This window comes from Arthrobacter sp. SRS-W-1-2016, assembly GCF_002009585.1.
Taxonomy (GTDB): Bacteria; Actinomycetota; Actinomycetes; order Actinomycetales; family Micrococcaceae; genus Arthrobacter; species Arthrobacter bambusae_A.
In genome coordinates, this window is record NZ_MTPV01000074.1 from 40248 (window position 1) to 61504 (window position 21257).

15 protein-coding genes are annotated in these 21257 nt (G+C 66.4%); 7 read left to right on the plus strand and 8 right to left on the minus strand.

Annotated elements, in window-relative coordinates; all coding sequences use genetic code 11:
* Nucleotides 1-80 precede the first annotated feature (80 nt).
* The 3 genes from hrpB to BMF89_RS19895 all read left to right on the plus strand — a co-directional run bounded on the left by hrpB (nucleotide 81) and on the right by BMF89_RS19895 (nucleotide 5946).
* A complete protein-coding gene (hrpB, locus tag BMF89_RS19885) occupies nucleotides 81-2834 on the plus strand; it encodes an ATP-dependent helicase HrpB (RefSeq protein WP_078108764.1) in 2754 nt (917 codons plus the stop codon).
* A gap of 69 nt (nucleotides 2835-2903) precedes the next feature.
* Nucleotides 2904-3656 carry a M50 family metallopeptidase gene (locus BMF89_RS19890; RefSeq protein WP_253190920.1) on the plus strand — a complete coding sequence of 251 codons (753 nt, stop codon included), beginning with the start codon at nucleotides 2904-2906 and terminating at the stop codon, nucleotides 3654-3656.
* 112 nt (nucleotides 3657-3768) lie between these two features.
* Entirely contained in the window at nucleotides 3769-5946 is a 2178-nt protein-coding gene (locus tag BMF89_RS19895; RefSeq protein ID WP_078108765.1) for an elongation factor G-like protein EF-G2, read from the plus strand.
* A gap of 3 nt (nucleotides 5947-5949) precedes the next feature.
* Here BMF89_RS19895 and BMF89_RS19900 read toward each other — a convergent pair whose 3' ends face one another.
* From BMF89_RS19900 to kynA, 8 genes are all read right to left on the minus strand, one after another.
* Nucleotides 5950-6615 carry an alpha/beta family hydrolase gene (locus tag BMF89_RS19900; RefSeq protein WP_078108766.1) on the minus strand — a complete coding sequence of 222 codons (666 nt, stop codon included), beginning with the start codon at nucleotides 6613-6615 and terminating at the stop codon, nucleotides 5950-5952.
* 2 nt (nucleotides 6616-6617) lie between these two features.
* Nucleotides 6618-7238 (minus strand): L-threonylcarbamoyladenylate synthase, encoded by a 621-nt coding sequence (locus BMF89_RS19905; protein ID WP_078108767.1) that lies wholly within the window; start codon nucleotides 7236-7238, stop codon nucleotides 6618-6620.
* Nucleotides 7239-7265: 27 nt separating this feature from the next.
* Nucleotides 7266-8066, minus strand: a complete 801-nt coding sequence (locus BMF89_RS19910) for an ABC transporter permease (RefSeq protein WP_078108824.1) — start codon at nucleotides 8064-8066, stop codon at nucleotides 7266-7268.
* Nucleotides 8067-8124: 58 nt separating this feature from the next.
* A complete protein-coding gene (locus tag BMF89_RS19915; RefSeq protein ID WP_078108768.1) occupies nucleotides 8125-9111 on the minus strand; it encodes an ABC transporter ATP-binding protein in 987 nt (328 codons plus the stop codon).
* The gene (locus BMF89_RS19920; protein ID WP_253190916.1) at nucleotides 9108-10202 is read right to left on the minus strand and encodes a DUF2092 domain-containing protein; all 1095 of its coding nucleotides are present in this window, start codon (nucleotides 10200-10202) and stop codon (nucleotides 9108-9110) included. The genes BMF89_RS19915 and BMF89_RS19920 overlap by 4 nt, the downstream gene beginning before the upstream one ends.
* 66 nt (nucleotides 10203-10268) lie before the next feature.
* Nucleotides 10269-11123, minus strand: a complete 855-nt coding sequence (locus BMF89_RS19925; RefSeq protein ID WP_078108769.1) for a PaaX family transcriptional regulator C-terminal domain-containing protein — start codon at nucleotides 11121-11123, stop codon at nucleotides 10269-10271.
* The gene (locus tag BMF89_RS19930; protein WP_078108770.1) at nucleotides 11120-12358 is read right to left on the minus strand and encodes an aminotransferase class V-fold PLP-dependent enzyme; all 1239 of its coding nucleotides are present in this window, start codon (nucleotides 12356-12358) and stop codon (nucleotides 11120-11122) included. Before BMF89_RS19930 ends, BMF89_RS19925 begins: the two co-directional genes overlap by 4 nt.
* 48 nt (nucleotides 12359-12406) lie before the next feature.
* A complete protein-coding gene (gene kynA, locus BMF89_RS19935) occupies nucleotides 12407-13291 on the minus strand; it encodes a tryptophan 2,3-dioxygenase (protein ID WP_078108771.1) in 885 nt (294 codons plus the stop codon).
* A gap of 299 nt (nucleotides 13292-13590) precedes the next feature.
* On the opposite strand from kynA, the gene BMF89_RS19940 reads away from it, so the two are divergent.
* The 4 genes from BMF89_RS19940 (at nucleotide 13591) to BMF89_RS19955 (ending at nucleotide 21151) form a co-directional block, all read left to right on the plus strand.
* Complete coding sequence (locus BMF89_RS19940; protein ID WP_306873959.1) at nucleotides 13591-14889, plus strand: aspartate kinase; 1299 nt, start codon at nucleotides 13591-13593, stop codon at nucleotides 14887-14889.
* A gap of 109 nt (nucleotides 14890-14998) precedes the next feature.
* Complete coding sequence (locus BMF89_RS19945; protein WP_078108772.1) at nucleotides 14999-16399, plus strand: diaminobutyrate--2-oxoglutarate transaminase family protein; 1401 nt, start codon at nucleotides 14999-15001, stop codon at nucleotides 16397-16399.
* Nucleotides 16400-16445: 46 nt separating this feature from the next.
* Nucleotides 16446-20600: a Pls/PosA family non-ribosomal peptide synthetase gene (locus BMF89_RS19950; RefSeq protein ID WP_253190917.1), complete on the plus strand. Its 4155-nt coding sequence runs from the start codon at nucleotides 16446-16448 to the stop codon at nucleotides 20598-20600.
* A 53-nt stretch (nucleotides 20601-20653) separates the two neighbouring features.
* Nucleotides 20654-21151, plus strand: a complete 498-nt coding sequence (locus BMF89_RS19955) for an HAD domain-containing protein (RefSeq protein ID WP_078108773.1) — start codon at nucleotides 20654-20656, stop codon at nucleotides 21149-21151.
* Nucleotides 21152-21257: the final 106 nt, after the last annotated feature.

Genomic DNA, 21257 nt, shown 5'->3' on the forward strand with positions numbered 1-21257 from the left:
AGACCTCCTTCTAACAACTGCCTTTTAATCGTCCTCCCGATTCGGCAAGGAGTCCACCTTTGAGGGTCCGATCCGCATCTATGCACAATGGAGGAGTGAAATCCCCACTCGTTCCGCGGAACGCCGCGCTCGCCTATCGCCATTTCGACCTGGACAGGATCGGCGCGGGACTGGTGTTCGGACAATCGCTGGGGGAACTCGCCAAAGCCCTCGATGCGGGAGGAACGGCAGGAACCGCCGTCGTGCAAGCGCCCCCGGGGACTGGCAAGACGACCCTTGTGCCGCCCTTGCTTGCCAACATCGCACTCGCCAGGAACGAGGCCGGCGCCGTCACAGGCAAAAAGCTCCCCCGGGTGGTGGTGACCCAACCACGACGGGTGGCAGCGCGATCAGCGGCACGGCGCCTCGCCGCCCTCGACGGCAGCGGGCTCGGCGATCGGGTCGGGTACTCGGTCCGCGGAGAAAGCGAAACAGGTCCGGGCACCATCATTGAGTTCGTCACCCCCGGAATCCTCCTGCGCCGACTGTTGGCGGATCCCGGCCTTGAGAACGTCGGCACCGTGATCCTGGACGAAGTCCACGAGCGCGGCCTGGAGACGGACCTTTTGCTCGGAATGCTGATAGAGGTCCGTGAGCTGCGGGACGACCTGACGCTTGTCGCGATGTCGGCAACCCTCGACGCGCCACGGTTTGCCGCGCTGATCGGAGGCGCCGGCGCCGGAGAAGGCACAGGAGGAAAGCACGACGGCGGCGGGCCGGCACCCGTCGTCGACTGTCCCTCCGCGCTGCATCCCTTGAGGGTGGACTGGGCGCCCGCGGCGGGTCCACGGTTGGACGGACGCGGCGTGGCCCGCGCCTTCCTGGACCATGTGGCGGATACCGCCGCGGCGTCGTACACGGAGACGCTCGCAGCTGATCCGGATATCGACGCCCTGGTGTTCCTTCCTGGTGCGTGGGAGGTCTCCTTCGTCGCATCCCGGCTGCGCGCCAGAATGGCTGCGAGGCTACCGGGAGTGGAGGTATTGGAGCTGAATGGACAGGCGAGCCCGGCAGAACAAGACCAGGCGGTTTCCGGTCGGGAGCCCGGCGGACCTCCGCGGATCGTCGTCTCGACTGCCCTGGCCGAGTCCTCGCTGACAGTTCCGGGAGTCCGGCTGGTCATCGATTCTGGACTGTCCCGTGAGCTGCGGCGTGACGCCAACCGCGGGATGTCGGGCCTCGTCACTGTCTCCTGCTCGCGGGCCTCCGCCGAGCAGCGCGCCGGACGCGCGGCACGCCAGGGGCCCGGACGGGTGGTCCGCTGTTACGAGCAAAAGGCGTATGGTGCCGCACCTGCCCACCCGACCCCGGAAATCGCGGCAGCCGACCTGACGGGCGCCGCTCTCGTCCTGGCCTGTTGGGGATCGCCGGGCGGCCGGGGGCTGGCACTTCCAGACGCTCCGCCCCAAGGTGCCATGGATGATGCCATCGAGGTACTGCGGGAGCTCGGTGCGATTGGCCCTGACGGACTGGCCACGGAGGCGGGAAAGACCCTGGCCAGGATCCCTGCCGATCCACGACTGGCCCGCGCCCTGCTGGATGGCGCCGCCGCGGTCGGGCACCGGGCGGCTGCCGAGGCCGTCGCCCTCGTGGCGGGGGATCAGCGGGCTCCCGGGGCTGACCTGACGCGCCTCCTGGCCACACTCCGGACGGGCAAGGACCCGGCCGCCAGGCGTTGGGCGGAGGATGTCCGCCGCATGGAGGCGATCGCACGCAAGGAAAGGTCCGGCGTCGGGCCTTCCCTGACCACACCGCCGAGCCGGCCTTCACCGCCGAGCCCGCCTTCACCGGCGAGTCCGGCAGAAGCGCTCGGCTTCGTCGTCGCGCTCGCGTTCCCGGATCGCGTGGCGCGTCGCGTCCCAGGCACCGGCCCCGAACGCTACCTGCTGACGTCCGGGACACGTGCCGGACTGCCGGCAGGCAGTACGCTCGCCGGCCACGATTGGCTCGCCGTGGCCGAAGTGTCCCGTGCGGAGGGCCGGGATGCGGCGGGCACCGGCGCCGTCATCCGATCCGCAGCCCCCTTGGCAGCGGATGCGGCGGAAGCTGCCGCCAGCCACCTGACGAGCGACACGGTGGAAGCCGATTTCACACAGGGCCGTGTCACCGCCAAGAGGGAACGGCGGCTGGGAGCGATCCTGCTTTCGTCCACGCCGGTGCGCCCGACCATCGACGACGGGCGCGTTGCCGTCGCCCGCGCCCTGGCGAAACAGGGCTTGGGGACGATTGGATGGTCGCCGGCCGCCGATGCCTTGCGCCGGCGATTGGCTTTGCTGCACAGGGAACTGGGTGATCCATGGCCGGACGTCTCCGAGCCGGCGTTGCTGGCCCGGCTGGAGAAGTGGCTCGCGCCTGAACTCGAAGCGCTCGCAGGAGGCGCTGCCACGAGGGGGATTGACCTGGGTGAGCCGTTGCGGCGGCTTGTGCCGTGGGCTGAGGCGGCCCGACTCGGCGAGCTGGCACCGGAATGGCTTGAGGTGCCGAGCGGTTCGCGGGTGCGGATCGAGTATCCGGACGCGGCCGACGACGACGGCCGGCCGGTAGTGGCCGTGAAGCTGCAGGAGTGCTTCGGTTGGGCAGAGACGCCGCGTGTGGCAGGCGGACGCGTGCCGGTGCTGTTCCATTTGCTCTCCCCGGCCAGGCGACCGCTCGCCGTGACAGATGACCTGGCTTCCTTTTGGTCGGGCCCCTACGCCCACGTCCGTGCGGAAATGCGGGGCCGCTATCCGAAGCATCCCTGGCCCGAGGACCCATGGACCGCGCCCGCCACGGCCAGGACCAAGCGGAAGATGTGATCCCGGTCTGGCGACGGTTCCAGCCCCCTGGGAGGCATTCACAGGCTTTTTCTTTAGGATGCCACGGTGATGAACATGGAATTGCGACCCGCTGACCTGGCCAACGACTGGTGGCAGGCCGTCCTGCGGGGATTCACCACCCAAGAGGTCCCGAACCTGGCGGCCCCGGTTGTCCTGGGTATCCTCGCTGCGGCCGTCGTATTGAGCATCCCGCGGGCCACCTGGCGTTGGTTCGGCCTCTACGTGACCTTCGTGCATGAACTGGGCCACGCGTTCGCCGCCCTCATGACGGGGCGGGTTGTCCACGGGCTCCGGATCGGGCTGGACCACTCCGGACAGCTCCTGAGCAGCGGGCGCGGCAAGTTCGGCGCAGCCTGGTCCGGTTTCTGGGGATATCCGAGTCCCGCGGTGGTGGGCGTGGCGCTCATCTGGTCCGTGTCTGCAGGGTGGTCCGGGGCGGCCATGTCCGTCGGTGCGCTGGTATTGCTGCTCGCGCTGATCTTTCTACGGAACTTCACTGGCATCTTCGTCGCGCTCGTGAGCGCGGCGACTGCCCAGCTGCTTGTCATGTTTGCTTCTGCTTCGACGGTCAGCCATGTGGTGCTGGGCCTCGGCATAGCGCTCGAGGTGGGGGCCGTGCGGGACTGGTTCAAGGTGGCTGCCGTACATACCGGCCGCCGGGATCGGCTCGCGTCCTCGGATGCCTACATCCTGGCCCGTTCCACGGGGGTGCCGTCCTTGTTGTGGCTGGCGGCTTTCGCGGTTGTCATTGCCGCGAGCGCGGCCATTTCCGTTCGCGTGGTGTGGGGAATGCTCTCCTAGCCTGCAGTTTCGGCACGGACTCCGTGGATTGCTCTTGCCGTGCGCCGGTCCAGGGTGTGGAATCGGTAAGCAAAGGACGCGGGGGATCCGGCTTCTACTCCAGGAGGTGCTCATGTCGGCGAAAGGCCCAGGCAGTGCGACGAAGGGGTCGAACCGGACCAACCCCGATCTTCGACGCGCGGACCCCTCCTCGGCGCCGGCCGATCGGCCGGAGAACATCCGCAACGTCGTGCTGATTGGCCGCTCGGGCGCTGGAAAGACGATGCTGCTCGAGTCACTTCTCTACGCTGCCGGCGTCGTGACCCGCATGGGTTCGATTGTCGACGGCACCACGGTGAGTGATTCGGAAGCGACGGCCATCCATCAACAACGGTCCATAGGGCTCTCCGCGGCGCCCCTCGTGTTCGACGACGTTAAAGTGAACCTTCTCGACACCCCTGGCTACGCGGATTTCATGGGAGAGTTGCGCGCGGGGCTGCGGGCCGCGGACGCGGCGTTGTTCGTGGTGTCGGCGGTGGACGGCGTCGACGTCGGAACCACCACTCTCTGGGGCGAATGCGAGCGCGTCGGCATGCCCCGGGCGGTCGTGATCAGCCGGCTTGACCATCCACGGGCGAACTACGATGCCGTCCTGGCCGAATGCCGGGCCGCCTTCGGCGATTCCGTCCTCCCCCTCTACGTGCCCGTCCGTGACGCCGATGCTGTTTCGGGAGTGCTCGGGCTGCTTTCGGGCACGGTGTCGGAGTACACCCCAGGGGAGCCGCGTCCCGCGGTACGTCCCGCGACCGCGGAGGAACTGGCCGGCGCGGAGGGTGTCCGCGGGGAACTCATCGAGGGCATCATTTCGGAGAGCGAGGACGAGAGCTTGATGGACCGGTACCTCGGAGGCGAGGAGGTCCCCATCGATACCCTCGTGGACGATTTGGAGACCGCGATCGTCCGGGGCACCTTCTTTCCGGTGCTGGCGAGCTCTTCCATGACCGGAGTCGGCACGGCCGAACTGCTGGAAGTGCTGACCCGGGCGTTCCCGTCACCGACTGAGCGAAACCTCCCGACCGTCACCGACTTGGGCGGGACGCCCGTCGCACCCCTGGCGTGCGATCCGGATGGTCCGCTCCTTGGCGAAGTGGTGCGTACCACCGTTGACCCGTTCCTGGGGCGGGTGTGCCTTGTCAGGCTCTTCTCGGGGACGCTTCGCGAGGACTCTGCCGTGCACGTCGGTGGGCACGGGCTGGCCGAACGGGGCCACCCCGACCACGACAGCGACGAGCGGATCACCCACCTTTACTCTCCGTTGGGGTCCAGCCTCCGTCCGGTACAGTTCGCCGTGGCCGGGGACATCTGCGCGCTGGCGAAGGTGGCGAGCGCCGAGACGGGAGATACGGTTTCCGCCCGCGAAGCTCCCTTGCTCGTGGAAACCTGGGACATGCCCGAGCCGCTGATGCCTGTGGCGATCGAAGCGGCGTCGCACGGCGATGAGGACGCGCTGTCCAAGAGCCTGGCCAAGGTAGCCGCGGGAGATCCGACCCTGAGGGTGGAGCGCAACTCCGAGACGCATCAGCTGGTCCTGTGGTGCATGGGCGAGGCCCACTCGGAGGCAGTCCTCGACCGGCTGCGCGAGCAGGGGGTGAAGCTGCAGACAGTGGACGTCATCACGCCGCTCCGGGAAACCTTCGCAGCCCAGGCCGCCGGCCACGGGCGCTATGTCAAGCAATCCGGCGGCCACGGGCAGTACGCGATTTGCGACATCGAAGTGGAGCCCCTCGAACGCGGGGCGGGTTTTGAATTCGTCGACAGGATTGTGGGCGGGGTCATCCCCGGCACGTATGTCGTCTCGGTCGAGAAGGGCGTCCGTGCCCAGATGGGCAAGGGAGTGCGGGCAGGTTTCCCGGTGGTCGATATCAGGGTGATCCTGGTAGGCGGCAAGACCCACAGCGTCGATTCATCGGACGCGGCATTCCAGGCGGCCGGCGCGTTGGCCTTGCGGGAGGCCGCTGCCGCGGGCAGTATTCAACTCCTTGAACCGATTTCGGCCGTGACGGTCCTTGTGGCCGACGAGCATGTGGGTGCGGTCATGAGCGATCTGTCCTCGCGCCGCGGGCGCGTCACCGGGACGACCTCCGTGGGCGGAGAGCGTACTGAGATCAGCGCCGAAGTCCCGGAACAGGAACTGCTGCGGTACGCGATCGTGCTGCGGGGACTGACGGCCGGCAGCGGCCGCTTCCGCAGGGAGTACTTGCGGCACGAGCCACTGCCGCCCGGCATAGCCGTCGCCGCGGCGAAAGCCTGAGGCTCAGCCGTTCCTGCGAAGGAACGCCGACACGGGGGCCGCTAGTGATGCCCCGATGTCCGCGGCACCCTTCTTGACTCCCGCGCGCACGAAGGAATGGTCGCCGCCGTCCCACCACTCGATGGTGGCGGCGGGTCCGATCCGGGCCACGACGTCTTCGAGCAGCCCGGGCGTCGCGAAGGTGTCCCGGGTGCCCTGCAGGAAGAGCATCGGCAGAGCGAGCCCGTACAGGTGCTCGTCGCGGAGCTTCTCCGGTTTTCCCGGCGGGTGCAGCGGGTAGCCGAGATAGACGAGTCCGGCCGCGGACATTCCTTCGGCCACCGCCATCGACGCCATGCGGCCGCCGAAGGACTTGCCGGCCGCCCACACGGGTTCGCCCTCCGACCGGGACGCCGCTTCCGCCATGACGGCCCGCCACGCCGCGATCGCAGCGGGTGGCCGGTCGGGGAACTTCCTGCCGGCTTCCCGGTAGGGGAAGTTGAAGCGCAAGGTCGCCACGCCGTCGTCGTTCAACGCGTGGGCCAGGCCGGCCAGGAACGGATGTTCCATGCCGGCTCCGGCTCCGTGTGCGAGGACAAGCGTCGCCGCGGCTTTGTCCGGCCGGGCGTAGATCCCGGAAATCGCGGTGCCGTCGACGTCGATCGTGACGCGCGACTCGGCAGTGCCCATGCTCACTCGAACCGGGAGGGATCGCCGGTGCCGCGCCTGACAACTTCGGCCGTGCCGCTTGAGAAGTCCACCACGGTTGTGGGCTCTGCGCCGGTGTCGCCGGAATCGATGACGGCTTCGACCAGATTGTCCAGGCGTTCCTTGATCTCCCAGCCTTGGGTCAGGGGCTCCTCCTCGTCGGGGAGCAGCAAGGTGCTCGACAGGAGCGGTTCACCCAGTTCGGCCAGCAGGGCCTGGACGAAATTATGGTCCGGAATCCGCACGCCTACCGTCTTCTTTTTGGGGTGCAGGAGGCGGCGGGGAACTTCCTTCGTTGCAGGCAAAATGAACGTGTAGCTCCCCGGCGTGACGGCCTTGATGCTGCGGAACACGTCGTTGTCGATCATCACGAACTGGCCGAGCTGCGCGAAATCCTTGCAGACCAAGGTGAAATGGTGTTTGTCGTCGAGCTGGCGGATCGAGCGGATCCGGTCGAGGGCTTCCCTGTTGCCGATTTGCGCGCCGAGCGCGTAGCAGGAATCGGTGGGGTAGGCGATGAGGCCGCCGGACTGGAGGATCTTCACCACCTGGGAAATCGCGCGTGGTTGGGGGTCCTGCGGGTGAACATCGAAGAATCTTGCCATGCCATGAGCTTACGGGCAGGCCGAACTTCAGGACAGGACATCCTTGCTCGTGAACTTGCCGTAAGCCAACGCGCCGGCCACCAGGATGTAGCCCGCCTGCAGCAGGGCGTTGTCGCCGAAGCTCGTCCACGAGATCGGTTGGCGCAGAAGATCGGCGAAACCCAGCCAGTAGTGGCTGAAAAGCCACGGGTGCAGCCACTCCAATTGCGGCAGGTTGTCAGCCACTTGCGACACCACGGACAACACGATGGTTGCAGCCATGGCTCCGACCGGCACGTCCGTGAAGGTGGAAATTGCCAGTCCGATAGCGGACAGCCCCAACAATGACACCGCGATGTACGCGGCAATCAGCAAGGAACGCACCACGGATTCGCCGACGCCGATCGTGTCGCCCGACAGCAGGGTGACAGGGCCCACCGGGAAGAGCGCGACGCCGGCCAGCGCGCCCGCGGCTGCAACCGTCAGGGTCGCTGCCAGGCAGAACACTGAGGCGGACGCGTACTTGATCAACAGGAGGCGGACACGTCCCGCCGGGGCGACGAGCAAGTATCTCAGGGTGCCAAGGTTTGCTTCGCCGGCAATCGTGTCGCCTGCCACCACTCCGATGGTGAGGGGGAGGAACAACGGTACGGAGACGATCATTGCCGTGACGCCGACGAAAAGCCCGTTCTGGGTGATGCGGTCAAGGAATGGCGGGCCGCGACCCGGGGCCACGGGATGCGAGCTCAGCTTGACCGCGGCGGCGATGAGGATGGGGATCGCCGCGAGCGCCAGGAGCATGGCCCATGTCCGCAGCCGCCGGAACAGCACCGAGAGCTCGGAGGCCATGAGCGACCACGAGCTTTGCGTGCCCTCCAGCACGGCAATCGTCGCTTCGGTTCCGCGTTCAGCCGGCAATGTCGAAGCCCTCTCCGGTGAGGGAGACGAAGCGCTCCTCGAGGCTCGCGTTCTCCACGCCGAAGCCCCGGACCCGGACGCCGCCGGACACCAAGGCAGCCACGATCGCCTCGGGTGCCACATCGAGCCCCGCCGGACCGGTACTGACGAGGCTCCGGCCATCGGGACCGTACGAGCCGGGCGGCGGGGCAACCAGTTCCGACTCCAGGCCTAGCCTGGAGAGGACACGGACAGCGGCCTCGATATCGGGCGTGTGGAGCCGGATGATGGCCTTGCCCGCCGCGCGCAGTTCGTGCAGGGTTCCTTGCGCGACGAGCTTGCCTACGCTCATGACGCCCACATGGGTGCACATCTGCTCCACCTCGGCGAGGAGATGGCTGGAGACGAACACGGTGGTGCCCCCGGCCGCCAAGGAGCGGACCAGGCTGCGGACCTCCCGGGTCCCTTGCGGATCCAGGCCGTTGGTGGGCTCGTCCAGGACCAGCAGTTCCCGCGGCCGCAGCAAAGCATGCGCAATCCCCAGCCGCTGTTTCATCCCGAGGGAATAGGCGCGCACCCTTTTGCCCGCCGCGTGGGACAAGCCCACCCTCTCGAGCGCGTCATCCACGCGTGCGGCGCGGGTCCGTGGGGCGGCGTGAAGATCGGCGCTGTCCAAGCGCCGCAGGTTCGCTGCCCCGGACAGGAAAGGGTAGAAGGCCGGGCCTTCCACGAGCGAGCCCACGTTGGGCAGGACAGTTGCCAGTTGCCGCGGCATCTCGCCGCCAAGGACCCGGATGCGGCCGTTCGTGGCGGACGCCAGGCCAAGAAGCAGCCGGATGGTGGTGGTCTTGCCGGAGCCGTTAGGACCGAGGAATCCAAAGACCGAACCGCGGGGCACCGCCAGGTCGACGCCGTCGACGGCGGCCCGGTGGCCGAAGCGCTTGCTGAGGCCTTGCGTCTCTATCGCCAGTTCAGCCGGCGGGGATGCCTCCGTCATTTCGCGGCGGCTGCGGCCTGCAACCGCTCAAGTGGCACCATTCCCGCGAAGACGCGGCCGTCGTCGAGCATCAAAACAGTAGCCAGGCTGGTGGTCAGCGCTCGACCGCCGGCGACAGGCTGGGTGAGCTGGGCCAACATCGGTGCCGAGCGGACATCGTTCGGCACAGTGCCGGCGGGCAAGCCCATCACTGCGTCCCAGCCGGTGCCGGTGATCGTTGGCCGGGCCGCTGTTGCCTTTGGTTGCCCGGTCTTTCCAGGGAGGGATCGCAACTGCGGGGTTGCCATCTGTTCCACGGCGGCACCGCGGGGCGGAGTGAAACTGAACAGGGCGGCGTCGGGCGCCGACAAGCTCACGTCAGTGAATGCGAGTGAGAAGGCCGCTGCCGCCTGGCCCCGTGCCCGGACATCGACGCCGAGCGGGAGGCCCGAAGCGGAGTCGACGGCGATTGTCACGGAATCGACGAGCGTGCCGGTACTGCGCGGCTTGATCACCAGTTGGTAGGCCGTGCGGCCGGCCACCGTGGTTCCGTCGCCCACGGTCACGTCCGTGGTGGGCCCGACGGTGGCGAGGAAGTGCTGCGCGACGACGTCAGGCGTGGTGACTCCGGGAGTCGGCGTCGCGTGCGGGGCCGCTGAACGCGCTGGTTCGGCGGGCATCGTCATGTGCGCCGCGCTGTTGTCTGCCGAGTTGTAGAGCCAGAGATCGTTGCCATCGCGGACGACGTCGCGCTCAGCGAGCATGTCCATCACCTGGAACCTGGCTTTGGCGGGACCGTCCATGTAGACCCGGGCTGTGTGTGAACCGCTCAAAAGCTCCATCACGGAAGCGGGCCCTTGGCTCGCCGTTGGCCCGACGGAGGGGAGCTGGGGCAGCCCCAGATCGGAACTTTGTTGAAGGGTTCCGGACAATGCATGGACGTCGGCCCGGCCGATCATGGCGATGAGTTCCGCGGCCGTTTTGTGCGGCAGGCTCGTCGCAGCTCCGGCTTGGTAGGAACCAGCCAAGGCCGCCGCAGCAAGGGCCACCGGAGCCAGCACGGCCGGCAGCCAACGCAACCAGACGCGGGTCATGACGACCTCGCGAACCATCCACCATCGGGGAAGTTCATGGTTCCAGCCTACTCCTGGTGCCCGGACTGATCACGTGTTCACGGGCTATCCCTCCAACGTCCTCCGCACGAATTCGGCGCTGGGCTTTGCATAGGCAGAGCCGAGGCGCTCGAACAGGGCGATCCCCGCCATGCCGGGCCAATCCTCGGGAAGGAATTCGGCGGGCAGTCCCGGATCCAGATACGGAATGATCCGCCAGCGGTCGATGCTTCGGACGTAGCGGGCGAAGGTCGCGGCAGTGCCCGGGCCGCCGTCGGGACCGTTGCCCGGGCCGTCGTCGTCGGCCACGGAACCGTGATGCAGGATGAAGTCGCGGTGCAGTTCCGCCACTGTGTCGAGGTCCCACCACGCGGAGGCGGCCTCGCGGAGGCTGCCTCCGACCAAGGGAGTGTCCGTCACGAACACCGTGGCCATGCCGCGCAGCTCCAGGTCCTCCAGGATCTCCTCCACTTCCTCCCGGAGTGAGTCGGGGCAGATCCACAGCCCTGCCGCTACGGTGCCGCAGCCGATCCAGTGCAGCCGCCGCCGCAACTGGTGCCGCTTTTCCCGCTCGGTTTCCGGGATGGAGAAGGACACGAGGCACCAGCGGTCGGCTGACGACATCAGGCGGGGTTTGAAGATCCGCCGGTCGCCGCGGGCGAGCATCGCTGCGGCGCCCTCGGTGACGGCGAAGCCGGGAACCCCGTGACGCAATTGCGGCAGGACGATTTCCTTCTTCTTCAACCGTGACAGCGCCGTCCGGGACGCGGCAGCGCTCAACCCGAGTGCCTCCATGAGGGCGATGAGGTGCCTCGTGGACATCCATCCACCGGCATCGCGGAGGTACAAGCCGATGACCGTGCGCAGCAGCGACGTGGTGCTCCCGGGCCGGGAGTCCATGTCGTCAAGGACAGCGCTCACAGGAGTTCGGCGAGGGCGTCCCGGATGGCGGTCACTCCCAGCTCAACCTCCGCGTAGCTCGTGCTGAGCGGCGAGAGCCCGATCCGCAGTCCGTACGGCGGACGGAAGTCCGGAATGACGCCCCGTTCCCAGAGCGTCCGGGTGACGTCACCGAACAGGGGATGGTCAACCGTGATGTGCGAGCCGCGCTCGGCGGTGTTGCGCGGGCTGACAATCTCGGCGCCGAGGGGGACCAGCATGTCCTCAGCCAAGGCAGCCGCGTACTCGGTCAGTTTGATGGACTTCTCCCGCACGGCGTCCATGCCCACCAATGCGATCAGCTCGACCATGTCCTTGAGCGGCTGCATGGCCAGGACCGGGGGAGTGCCGGTGATGAAGCTTCGGATTCCCGTTGCCGGTGTGTAGCTTTCCGTCATGCCGAAGGGGTTGTCGGCTCCCATCCAGCCCCAGATCGGCTGTTGCAGGCGGTCCTGCTGCGATGCGCTGACGTAGGCGAACGCGGGGGAGCCCGGGCCGCCATTGAGGTACTTGTACGTGCAACCCACTGCGAGGTCCACGCCCCAGGCGTCCAGTTCGAGCGGCACCGAGCCCACCGAGTGGCACACGTCCCAGAGCATGAGCGCTCCGGATTCCTTGACCCTCGCGGTGATCGCAGCGGCATCCGCCAGGAAACCGGAGCGGTAAGCCACATGGCTGAGCACGACGACGGCGGTCCGCTCGCTGAGCAGTCCCTCGAGGTCCGTGGTCCGGACGCCGCTGGCCGGGTTGGAAGCGACCCACTTGATGGTGGCGCCCTTCTCCGCGGCGATGCCTTCGATGATGAAGCGGTCCGTGGGGAAGTTGTCCCGGTCCACAACGATCTCATCGCGGCCAGGCTGGGCGTCGACCGCCGCCCGGATGAGCTTGTAGAGCATCACGGACGTGGAATCGCCCACGGTGACCTGGCCGGCGGCCGCGCCCAAGGTGACGGCGCCGATCCGGTCGCCGACCGTGGTGGGCTCGTCCATCCACTGTTCGTCCCAACCGCGGATGAGGCGGCTGCCCCAGGCGTCCTCCACGAAGGACGCGAGCTTCGCCGATGTCGCCTTGAGCGGACGGCCGAGGGAGTTCCCGTCGAGGTAGGCGGTGAGCTGGCCTTCCGCCGGGGAGTAAAAGGCCTCACGCTGCCCGGCGAGGGGATCGGCGGCGTCGAGTTCTGCCGACGTCGGCCGTTGCGTTTGCTGCGCGCTGTTCATGTCTCTCCTGAGGGAAATGTGGGGGTTTGCTGGGGTTGGAATTGCGGCTCAGTTGCCGATCTCGGTGCGGACGGCGTAGAGCTCCGGGAAGAAAGTCAGGTCCAGGGCCCGTTTGAGGAAGTCGACGCCGGAGGAGCCTCCCGTGCCCACCTTGAATCCGATGGTCCGTTGCACGGTCCGCAAGTGGCGGAAGCGCCAGGCGTGGAAGTTGTCCTCGATGTCCACGAGGTCTTCGCACGCTTCGTAGAATCCCCATGGCGTGGCTTCCGATTCGTAAATCTCCTGGAAGACCGGGACCAGGTCCTTCCGGAACGTCCACGGTTCGCTGGTGTCACGGTCCAGGATGTCGGCCGGAACGGCATAACCGGCCCGCGCCAGCACCGCGAGGAAGGCGTCGTAGAGGGTCGGCTCCTCCAACAGCGTCGTGAGCTGGCTGTGCGCCGCGGGATCGCTCTCGAAGACCCGCAGCATGGCGCGGTTCTTGTTGCCCAGCAGGAACTCGACGCCGCGGTACTGGTGGGACTGGAACCCTGAAGAGCTGCCCAGGAAGCGCCGGAATTCGGAGTACTCGCGCGGAGTGAGCGTGCCCAGGACGGACCACTGCTCGGTCATGGTCCGCTGGATCGCCTTGACGCGGGCGATGCATTTGAGGGCCTTGGCAAGGTTGTCCACATCGAGGAGCCGTCGGGCTTCAAGAAGCTCATGCAGGATCAGCTTGAGCCACAGTTCGCTGGTCTGGTGCTGGATGATGAACAGCAATTCGTCATGGTGCTCCGGGGTGCTCAACGGGTGCTGGGCAGTGAGGAGGCGGTCAAGGTCCAGATACCCGCCATAGGACATGGCCTGGCTGAAGTCGGTGCGGACCGAATCCTCGATGGGCCGGATGTTTGTGGCCTTGATGGTCTCTTCGAAGTGGCCGGTGCGGTTTTCCATGCATTGAGCGTATCACTTGCGTGACGCACGTCAAGATTATGAATTTCAGGTTCAACCTGAGCCGTTTTCCAAAGGCTGCTTTTTATTGCCTACGTGAACCGCTCGCACGGTCCATACGTTGTAAGATCGGCAGGGGGGTATGCGGGCTCCAGGAGGCTCCGATGTACCAGCAGACAGTCAGCATTCGGGATTTACCAGCAGACCGTCGGCATCCGGAGGCAGACGGATCAGAACAGTTCCCCGGTCTCGAACAGATGGCGCTTCGTACGCGTACAAAACTTCGGGCCCGGGACCTCATAGTGCAAAAGTACGGTGGCTCCTCGGTAGCCGACGCGGCAGCCATCAAACGGGTGGCCCGGCGGATCGCCGAGAACCGCGAGGCCGGGCATCCGCTGGTGGTGGTGGTTTCGGCCATGGGAGACACCACCGATGAGCTGCTTGACCTGGCCGTGTCCCTCAGCACTAGTCCTCCGGCGGGCGAACTCGACGCGTTGCTGACCACGGGTGAACGGATCTCCGTGACCCTCTTGGCGATTGCCTTGGCCGAGCTCGGCGTGCCTTCCCGGACCTTCAGCGGCAAAAAGGCCGGACTGATTACCGACGGCGTCCACGGAAAGGCGCACATCGTCAACGTTGACCCGCACCGTATCCGCGCTTGCTTGAAGCGCGAAGAGGTTGCCATCGTGGCTGGTTTCCAGGGGAAGGGCCCCAAGAAGAGGGAAGTCACCACCCTGGGCCGGGGCGGTTCGGACATCACCGCCGTCGCCTTGGCCGCAGCGTTGGGCGCCGGCATGTGCGAAATCTATACCGACGTCGACGGCGTGTACACTGCCGACCCGCGGGTGGTTCCCCGCGCGCGGAAAATCGACGTCATTTCAAACGAGGAAATGCTGGAGCTGGCTGCGTCCGGTTCCAAAGTGGTGCATACCAGATGCCTCGAGTATGCCCGCCGTTTCGGCGTCCCCATCCACGTGCGTTCGTCCTTCAGCCGTGCCATGGGAACGCTGATCCTCCCGGGCCAGGACCAGGAGTCGGACTGGGACCACAAGCCCATCTGGGAACGGGCTCCGGCCGTGGAGCAGCCAGTGGTGTCCGCGGTTCTCTGTGACGCGTCCGTGGCGAAGCTGAAGGTCATAGGCGTCGCGGATGGCGTGGGAAAGTCCGCGGAAATCTTCGGGCTTCTGGCTGATGAGCGCGCCGAGGTCGACATGGCGGTTCAAAACACCTCGTCCGTGCGCGCCGGCGGAAGCGATATTTCGTTGGCGGTTCCCAGCCGGGACGGATTCCGCGTCCGGGCGGCCTTGTCCGCTGCCCAGGGGGCCATCGGCTTCCTGGACCTCCAATACGACGGCCTGATCGGCAGGCTCTCGCTGATCGGGCTCGGCATGCGCACTGACGCCCAAGTATTTTCACGGCTCTTCAAGGCCCTTTCGGACGCGGGAGCCGAGATCGAGTTGATCTCTGCGTCGGACATCCGCATCGACGTCGTCGTCCGCGTGGCGGTGCTCGAGGACGCACAGCGCGCCGTGCAGTTGGCCTTCGGGCTGGACCCCGCGGGAAATGACCAGGCAGGAGAGGAGGCCGTCAGCGCGCCATAGCGGGCCCGCAGTACCGGCCCCCCATCTCCCCGCGCCGCAGGCAAGGCCGCGGGAAGCGCCCAGTCATCGATCCGCCACCGCGGATCCCCCGGATAAGGACCCGATCGCCATGTACGCACACCAGCAGCAGGCTACCTTGACCTCGGCACATGTCACCGGACCCCTGCCAGGACCCAGATCTGCTGAATTATTGGCGCGCCAGGAACGAACAGAATCCAACGCCCGCACCTATCCACGGCATCTTCCCATTGCGATTGCCGAAGGTTCCGGTGCCTTCGTGCGGGACGTCGATGACAATGTCTTCCTTGATTTCCTGGCCGGTGCCGGGGTTTTGACCTTGGGGCACAGCAACCCTGAACTGGTTGAGGTGGTGGCCGGACAAGTGCGGAACCTGAGTCATGGGCTTGATTTCCCGACGCCGGCCAAGGACGCCTTCGTGCGGGCACAGCTGTCCATGCTTCCGCCCGGACTCGCCGAACGGATGAAGGTCCACTTCTGCGGACCGACCGGTGCAAATGCCGTGGATGCCGCCATCAAATTGTGCAAGACGGCCACTGGGCGGGGGGACGTCATTTGCTTCCAGGGAGCATTCCACGGCAGCAGCGCGGTCGGGATGGCGTTGACCGGGCTGGTCGAGCAGAAGCGGCCGGTAGCGAACGGGATACCCGGGGTGCACTTCTTCCCCTATTCCTACTGTGCCCAGTGTCCCGTGGGCCTGAACCCGGAGACCTGCGCGACCAACTGTGTCCAGTTCCTCGAACACTCCCTCAAGGACCCGCTCGGGGGCATCCCGCTTCCCGCAGCGGTCATCATGGAAATGGTCCAAGGCGAGGGGGGAGTTGTACCGGCCACCATTGAATTCGCGCAAACCGTGCGCAGGGTGACCCGTGAGCTGGATATCCCGTTGATTATCGATGAGATCCAGACGGGCTGCGGGCGTACCGGAACCTGGTTCGCGTTCGAGCAGTTCGGGATCGAGCCCGACGTCATCGTGGCATCCAAGGCCCTGAGCGGGATAGGCCTCCCGGTTGCCCTCATCATCTACAACAAGGACCTTGACCGCTGGCTCCCCGGTGCCCACACCGGGACATTCCGTGGAAACCAGCTGGCCTTCGCCGCCGGGGCTGCCGCCGTCGAGATCATCCGGCGCGACGACGTTCTTGGCAACGTCCGCAGCCGCGGTGCGCAGATTGCCCGGCTTCTCGCGCCCTTGGCCAGCAACCCCTGGGTGCGTGAAGTGCGGGGCCGCGGGCTGATGTGGGGAATCGAGCTCGCTGATCCGGAGACGGGCCGTCCTGCCGGAGGACTGGCCCGGGCAGTGCAGCGAAATGCCCTGGAGCGGGGCCTGATACTCGAATGCGGAGGGCGCGACGACTGTGTGGTCCGGCTCCTGCCGCCGCTGAACATCACGGTAGAAATCGTCGATGCCGCTTGCGAACTGCTGCTGGCCGCCATTGCCGAACAAAGCGCCATGGCCGAACACAGGACCACGACGGATGCAGTCCGATAAGGCTCGACGAATTGGCATGACCCATTGGCGGGACCAGGAGGGGAAGATGGGAAGGCATACGGACCACGGCCGGACCCCCGGCGAAACGGCCACAAGCGCCGGACCCATGATCCAGCTCAGGGACGGCGCTGCGGTTCTCCTCGGCAGCGCACCGGACGCCACGGCGTCGGGCAAAATCACAAACGGCACCACCATCCGGTGGAGCCCCGGCGAGCGGCTCGAGGAGCTCTTCGAGGACCGGTGTGACCGCCAACGGGCCGAAGGCCGCAGCCATCATCCGGCAGTGGAAACGGCCGATGGATCACTCAGCTACGAAGAACTGGACGCCCGGGCCAACCGCCTCGCCCGCTACCTCCAGGCCCGTGGCGCAAGCCCGGGCGACAAAATCGCACTGCTGTTCGATGACGCGGTGCGGTCCTATGTCTCCATGCTTGCGGTCCTCAAGGCCCATGCCGTCTACGTGCCCCTCGACCCGGCGTTCCCCTCCGAGAGAATTGCGTACATTGCCGCCGATGCCGACGTCACCATGATCCTGACTGTCTCCCGCCTGGCGGACAGCCTCCCGCCCGCGAGCGCAGCCCTCGCGGTTCGCATGGACAAGGAGGACCGCCGCATTGCTGCGTTCGAAGCCTCCCGACTGGCCTGGGCCGGGGAGGAGTCCCCGGCCAACGGACTGGCATACATCATCTACACGTCAGGATCCACGGGGCGGCCCAAGGGAGTGGCCATAGCCCACGCCAGCATCTGCCACTTCGTGCGGACCGCCGCCGAAACCTACGGCTACGATGCCCGCGACCGGGTCTACCAGGGCATGACCACGGCGTTCGACTTCTCCGTGGAGGAGATCTGGGTGCCATGGATGGTGGGGGCCACCTTGGTTCCCCGACCGCCCGGGAACAACCTCCTCGGGCCGGACCTTGCCGAGTTCATAGAGGCCCGGAACATCACCGCCCTTTGCTGTGTGCCGACCCTGCTCGCCACGCTCGACGACGACGTGCCCGGGCTGCGGTTCCTGCTCGTCTCCGGCGAAGCCTGCCCCGAGGACCTTGTGGAGCGCTGGCACCGGCCCGGCCGGCGCTTCCTGAATGTCTACGGGCCAACCGAAGCGACAGTGACGGCGACCTGGGGCACGGCGGAGCCCGGCAAGCCCGTGACGCTGGGCAAGCCCCTGCCCGGCTATGCCGCAGTCATCCTGGATCCCGTCCAGGACCGGGCCCTGGCCCACGGCGAGTTGGGCGAAATCGGCCTGGCGGGCGTGGGGCTCGCCAGGGGCTACATCAACCGGCCCGAGTTGACCGAAAGGGCATTCATTCCCGATTTCCTCGGCCTCGAGGACAACCCGTCCCACCGCATTTACCGCACCGGCGACCTTGGCCGGTTCAACGACCACGACGAAATCGAGTACCACGGCCGCACCGACACGCAGGTGAAGGTCCGGGGCTATCGGGTTGAGCTGGGCGAAATCGAAAGCGTCCTCCTGCAGATGCCGGGGATGGCGGCGGCTGTTGTGAAAACCTGGGAGCCCGAGCAGGGAATCATGGAACTTGCCGCCTACTACACGCTGCACCACAACGCGCCCACGGTGGAAGGCGGGGACATCCGCGCCTGGCTGCGCGAGCGGCTCCCCGCCTACATGGTGCCAGCGTATTTCCAGTCCCTCCGGACCATGCCGATGATGATCAGCGGGAAAGTGGACCGCAGGAGCCTGCCCGATCCCACCGGCCCGCGCGCGGTCAGTACAGGCTTCGCCGACACCAGCCCGGTGACGCCCACGGAACGGATCCTCGCCCCGGCTTTGGCCTCGGCCCTCCACCTCACGTCTGTCTCCACCACCGCCAACTTCTTCAACGATCTCGGGGCAAACTCCCTGTTGATGGCGCATTTCTGCGCCAACGTCCGCAAGGTCGCCAACCCACCGTCAGTCTCGATGCGCGAAATTTATGCACATCCGACCATCGCCGCGCTGTCGGCCGCCTTGGACGCCGCGAGCGTCGGATCGACGGCGGGAGCCGACGTCGAGGGACGGGAAATTGCGACGGCTGAACCCTTCCTGCGCGTCGGGACCGGCCAGTACCTGCTGTGCGGGGTTTTGCAGGCGATCGCCGCCCTGGCCTACGCGTACGTGGCCTTGCTCATCCCGGTGGCCGGCGAGCAGTGGATCGGCGGGTCCCGGCAGCCCGGCGACCTGGTGGCGCGCTCCGCCGTCGTCGGCACCATATCGTTCCTGGCCTTGGCAGTCCTGCCCGTTGTTCTCAAATGGGCCCTCGTCGGCCGATGGAAGACCGAGGAGTTCCCTCTCTGGTCCTTGAAGTACGTCCGCTTCTGGTTCGTCAGGACCTTGGTCTCCACAAGCCCTGTCCGGATGTTCGTCGGAACGCCGGTTTTCCCGCTATATCTCCGCGCACTCGGGGCCAGGATCGGCCCCCGGGTAACCATCCTCTCCTCAAAGATTCCCGCCTGCCCCGACCTGCTGACAGTCGGGGCGGACACCGTGATCCGAAAGGACTCCACCTTCTACTGCTACCGTGCCCACGCCGGCCGCATCCAGACAGGGCCAGTCACCCTCGGCCGCAACGTCCTGATTTGCGAGCAGACCACGCTGGACATAGACACCGCCGTGGGGGACAACGCCCAACTGGGGCACAGCTCCTCCTTGCACCGCTTCCAGAGCGTTCCTCCGGGCTCCGCCTGGAATGGCTCACCGGCCGGGCCTGCCGGGACCGATTACCGGCTGGACGGCCAGGCCGGCAGCGGCACGCGCAGCCGGGTCACCTTTGCATTCTGGACCATCGTGAACCATGTGGTGCTCGTGTCGTCCCTCGGAATCGGAGCCATTGACATCCTGCTCGCCTCACTTCCCACCGGCGATGCAAACCCTGCCCAGCTCGGATTCTGGGGCGCACTTCTGCTGGTCTCGTTCGTCGTTCTCTTCGGCAGCATCCTGGCCGCCTTCGCCCTCGTCGCCACCCTTCCCAGGGTGCTGGCGTTGTTCCTGGTCCCCGGGAAGGACTACCCGCTCTATGGCCCGCGCTTCGGAGTCCTGCGGACCATTCAGCGGCTGACAAACCTCAAGTCGCTCCTCCAACTCACGGGGGACAGTTCCCTGATCGTGCACTACTTGAATGTCCTGGGCTACCACCAGCCGGGGCTGGTGCAGACGGGGTCCAATTTCGGCGTCGGGCTGAAGCACGACAGCCCCACGCTGGCCACGGTCGGCAGCGGGACCATGGTCTCCGACGGTCTATCCATCATCAACGCCGACTATTCAAACACCGCGTTCCGGCTCTCGCCGGCCGTCATCGGGGCCAGGAGCTTCTTCGGCAACAACATCGCCTATCCCGCCGGGTCCAGGGTGGGCGACAACTGCCTCCTGGGCACCAAGACCATGGTGCCCTTGGAGGGTCCGCTCCGCGAGGGGGTTGGCCTCCTGGGCTCTCCACCCTTTGAAATCCCGCGCACAGTGGACCGCGACAGCGCCTTCGACCGGTTCAGGACGGCAGAGGAATTACGTCGGCGGATCCCGGCAAAGAACCGTCACAACGCCGTGACGCTTCTGCTCTACCTGCTGGGCCGCTGGGTCGAGCTCTACGTGATTCTCGTGGCCGCCTGGGCATCGCAGGCCTTCCTACCCGCGGCAGGAGGCCTCGGAGCCCTGGCCGGGTTGGGCACAATGGTCATCACCACCAACATCCTGGCGGTCCTCGTGGAGCGGGCATCCCTCGGCTTCGGAAGACTTTCACCGCTCGTCTGCTCTATCTACGAAAAGCCGTTCTGGCGGCACGAGCGCTTCTGGAAGCTCAGCGCCGGGGGCATCGTGCAGATGTTCAACGGCACGCCCTTCAAACCCGTGATCTGGCGTATGTTGGGGATCCGGATGGGCAAGAAGGTCTTCGACGACGGTTGCGGGATCCCCGAAAGGACCCTCGTCACCATCGGGGACTATTGCACCCTCAACGTCCACTCCGGCGTTCAGTGCCATTCCATGGAGGACGGCGCATTTAAACTCGACGCCATCACGCTTGGTCCCGGCTGCACCCTTGGAGTGGGCGCATTCGTCCACTATGGAACCACCCTGCACGAAGGTTCCCAGCTCGAAGCAGACTCGTTCCTGATGAAGGGCGAAGACGTCCCCGCCCACCGCATCTTCGGCGGCAATCCCGCACGTGAACTCACGCGGCAAGCCGCCGCCGGACTGCCCTGACACGCAGCGCTTGCCTTACGCTGGCCTTGTTGGCACGTCGGGGAGGGGGCTGCATGACCAGCGTGTCGCTGTATCTGGACGTCGACGGCGTGGTGAACCCCTTCGGTCCCATGGGCTTCACCGATTGGGGTACTGAATGGAAAATCGCCGACGCCGGGATACTTGACGTCGTTTACGCGTCCGAACTGGTCGATGAGCTCAACGAGCTGGCCGCGCATCCCGCGGCGAGGTTTGTCTGGCTGACCACGTGGCAGCGGCTCGCCCCTGAGTTCCTGTGCCCGGCCATCGGCCTCCACGGTGAGCACTGGCCCGTCCTGACGAGCGACGATTGGGACCAGACCGCCGATTGGTGGAAGTTCGACGTTTTGCAAAAGGACGTCCAGGAATCCGGAGCCGAACGCATCGTGTGGATGGACGATCAGCTGAACCATGAAGCCGCGGCACGGTCCTGGGCGGAATTCCTCGGCCCCCGTGTGCTTTGGATCTCACCGGACCCGCGGCGGGGCCTGTCGCGGCGAGATATCGAGGCTGTTCGGCAATTCCTTGGATGATTCGATGTTTGGCCCTGCCGGCAATGGCACGTAGGATTCTTAAGGTTTCACGCCCGCCATAGTTAATTCCGCCAGTGCAGTCAGATGAACGATTGCTGAACTGTTT

Excerpts from the sequence above, each read along its gene's own strand:
- hrpB (WP_078108764.1), top strand. The coding sequence starts at position 81 with ATGCACAATGGAGGAGTGAAATCCCCACTCGTTCCGCGGAACGCCGCG.
- BMF89_RS19890 (WP_253190920.1), top strand. The coding sequence starts at position 2,904 with ATGAACATGGAATTGCGACCCGCTGACCTGGCCAACGACTGGTGGCAG.
- BMF89_RS19895 (WP_078108765.1), top strand. The coding sequence starts at position 3,769 with ATGTCGGCGAAAGGCCCAGGCAGTGCGACGAAGGGGTCGAACCGGACC.
- BMF89_RS19900 (WP_078108766.1), bottom strand. The coding sequence starts at position 6,615 with ATGGGCACTGCCGAGTCGCGCGTCACGATCGACGTCGACGGCACCGCG.
- BMF89_RS19905 (WP_078108767.1), bottom strand. The coding sequence starts at position 7,238 with ATGGCAAGATTCTTCGATGTTCACCCGCAGGACCCCCAACCACGCGCG.
- BMF89_RS19910 (WP_078108824.1), bottom strand. The coding sequence starts at position 8,066 with ATGGCCTCCGAGCTCTCGGTGCTGTTCCGGCGGCTGCGGACATGGGCC.
- BMF89_RS19915 (WP_078108768.1), bottom strand. The coding sequence starts at position 9,111 with ATGACGGAGGCATCCCCGCCGGCTGAACTGGCGATAGAGACGCAAGGC.
- BMF89_RS19920 (WP_253190916.1), bottom strand. The coding sequence starts at position 10,202 with ATGGTTCGCGAGGTCGTCATGACCCGCGTCTGGTTGCGTTGGCTGCCG.
- BMF89_RS19930 (WP_078108770.1), bottom strand. The coding sequence starts at position 12,358 with ATGAACAGCGCGCAGCAAACGCAACGGCCGACGTCGGCAGAACTCGAC.
- kynA (WP_078108771.1), bottom strand. The coding sequence starts at position 13,291 with ATGGAAAACCGCACCGGCCACTTCGAAGAGACCATCAAGGCCACAAAC.
- BMF89_RS19945 (WP_078108772.1), top strand. The coding sequence starts at position 14,999 with ATGTACGCACACCAGCAGCAGGCTACCTTGACCTCGGCACATGTCACC.
- BMF89_RS19950 (WP_253190917.1), top strand. The coding sequence starts at position 16,446 with ATGGGAAGGCATACGGACCACGGCCGGACCCCCGGCGAAACGGCCACA.
- BMF89_RS19955 (WP_078108773.1), top strand. The coding sequence starts at position 20,654 with ATGACCAGCGTGTCGCTGTATCTGGACGTCGACGGCGTGGTGAACCCC.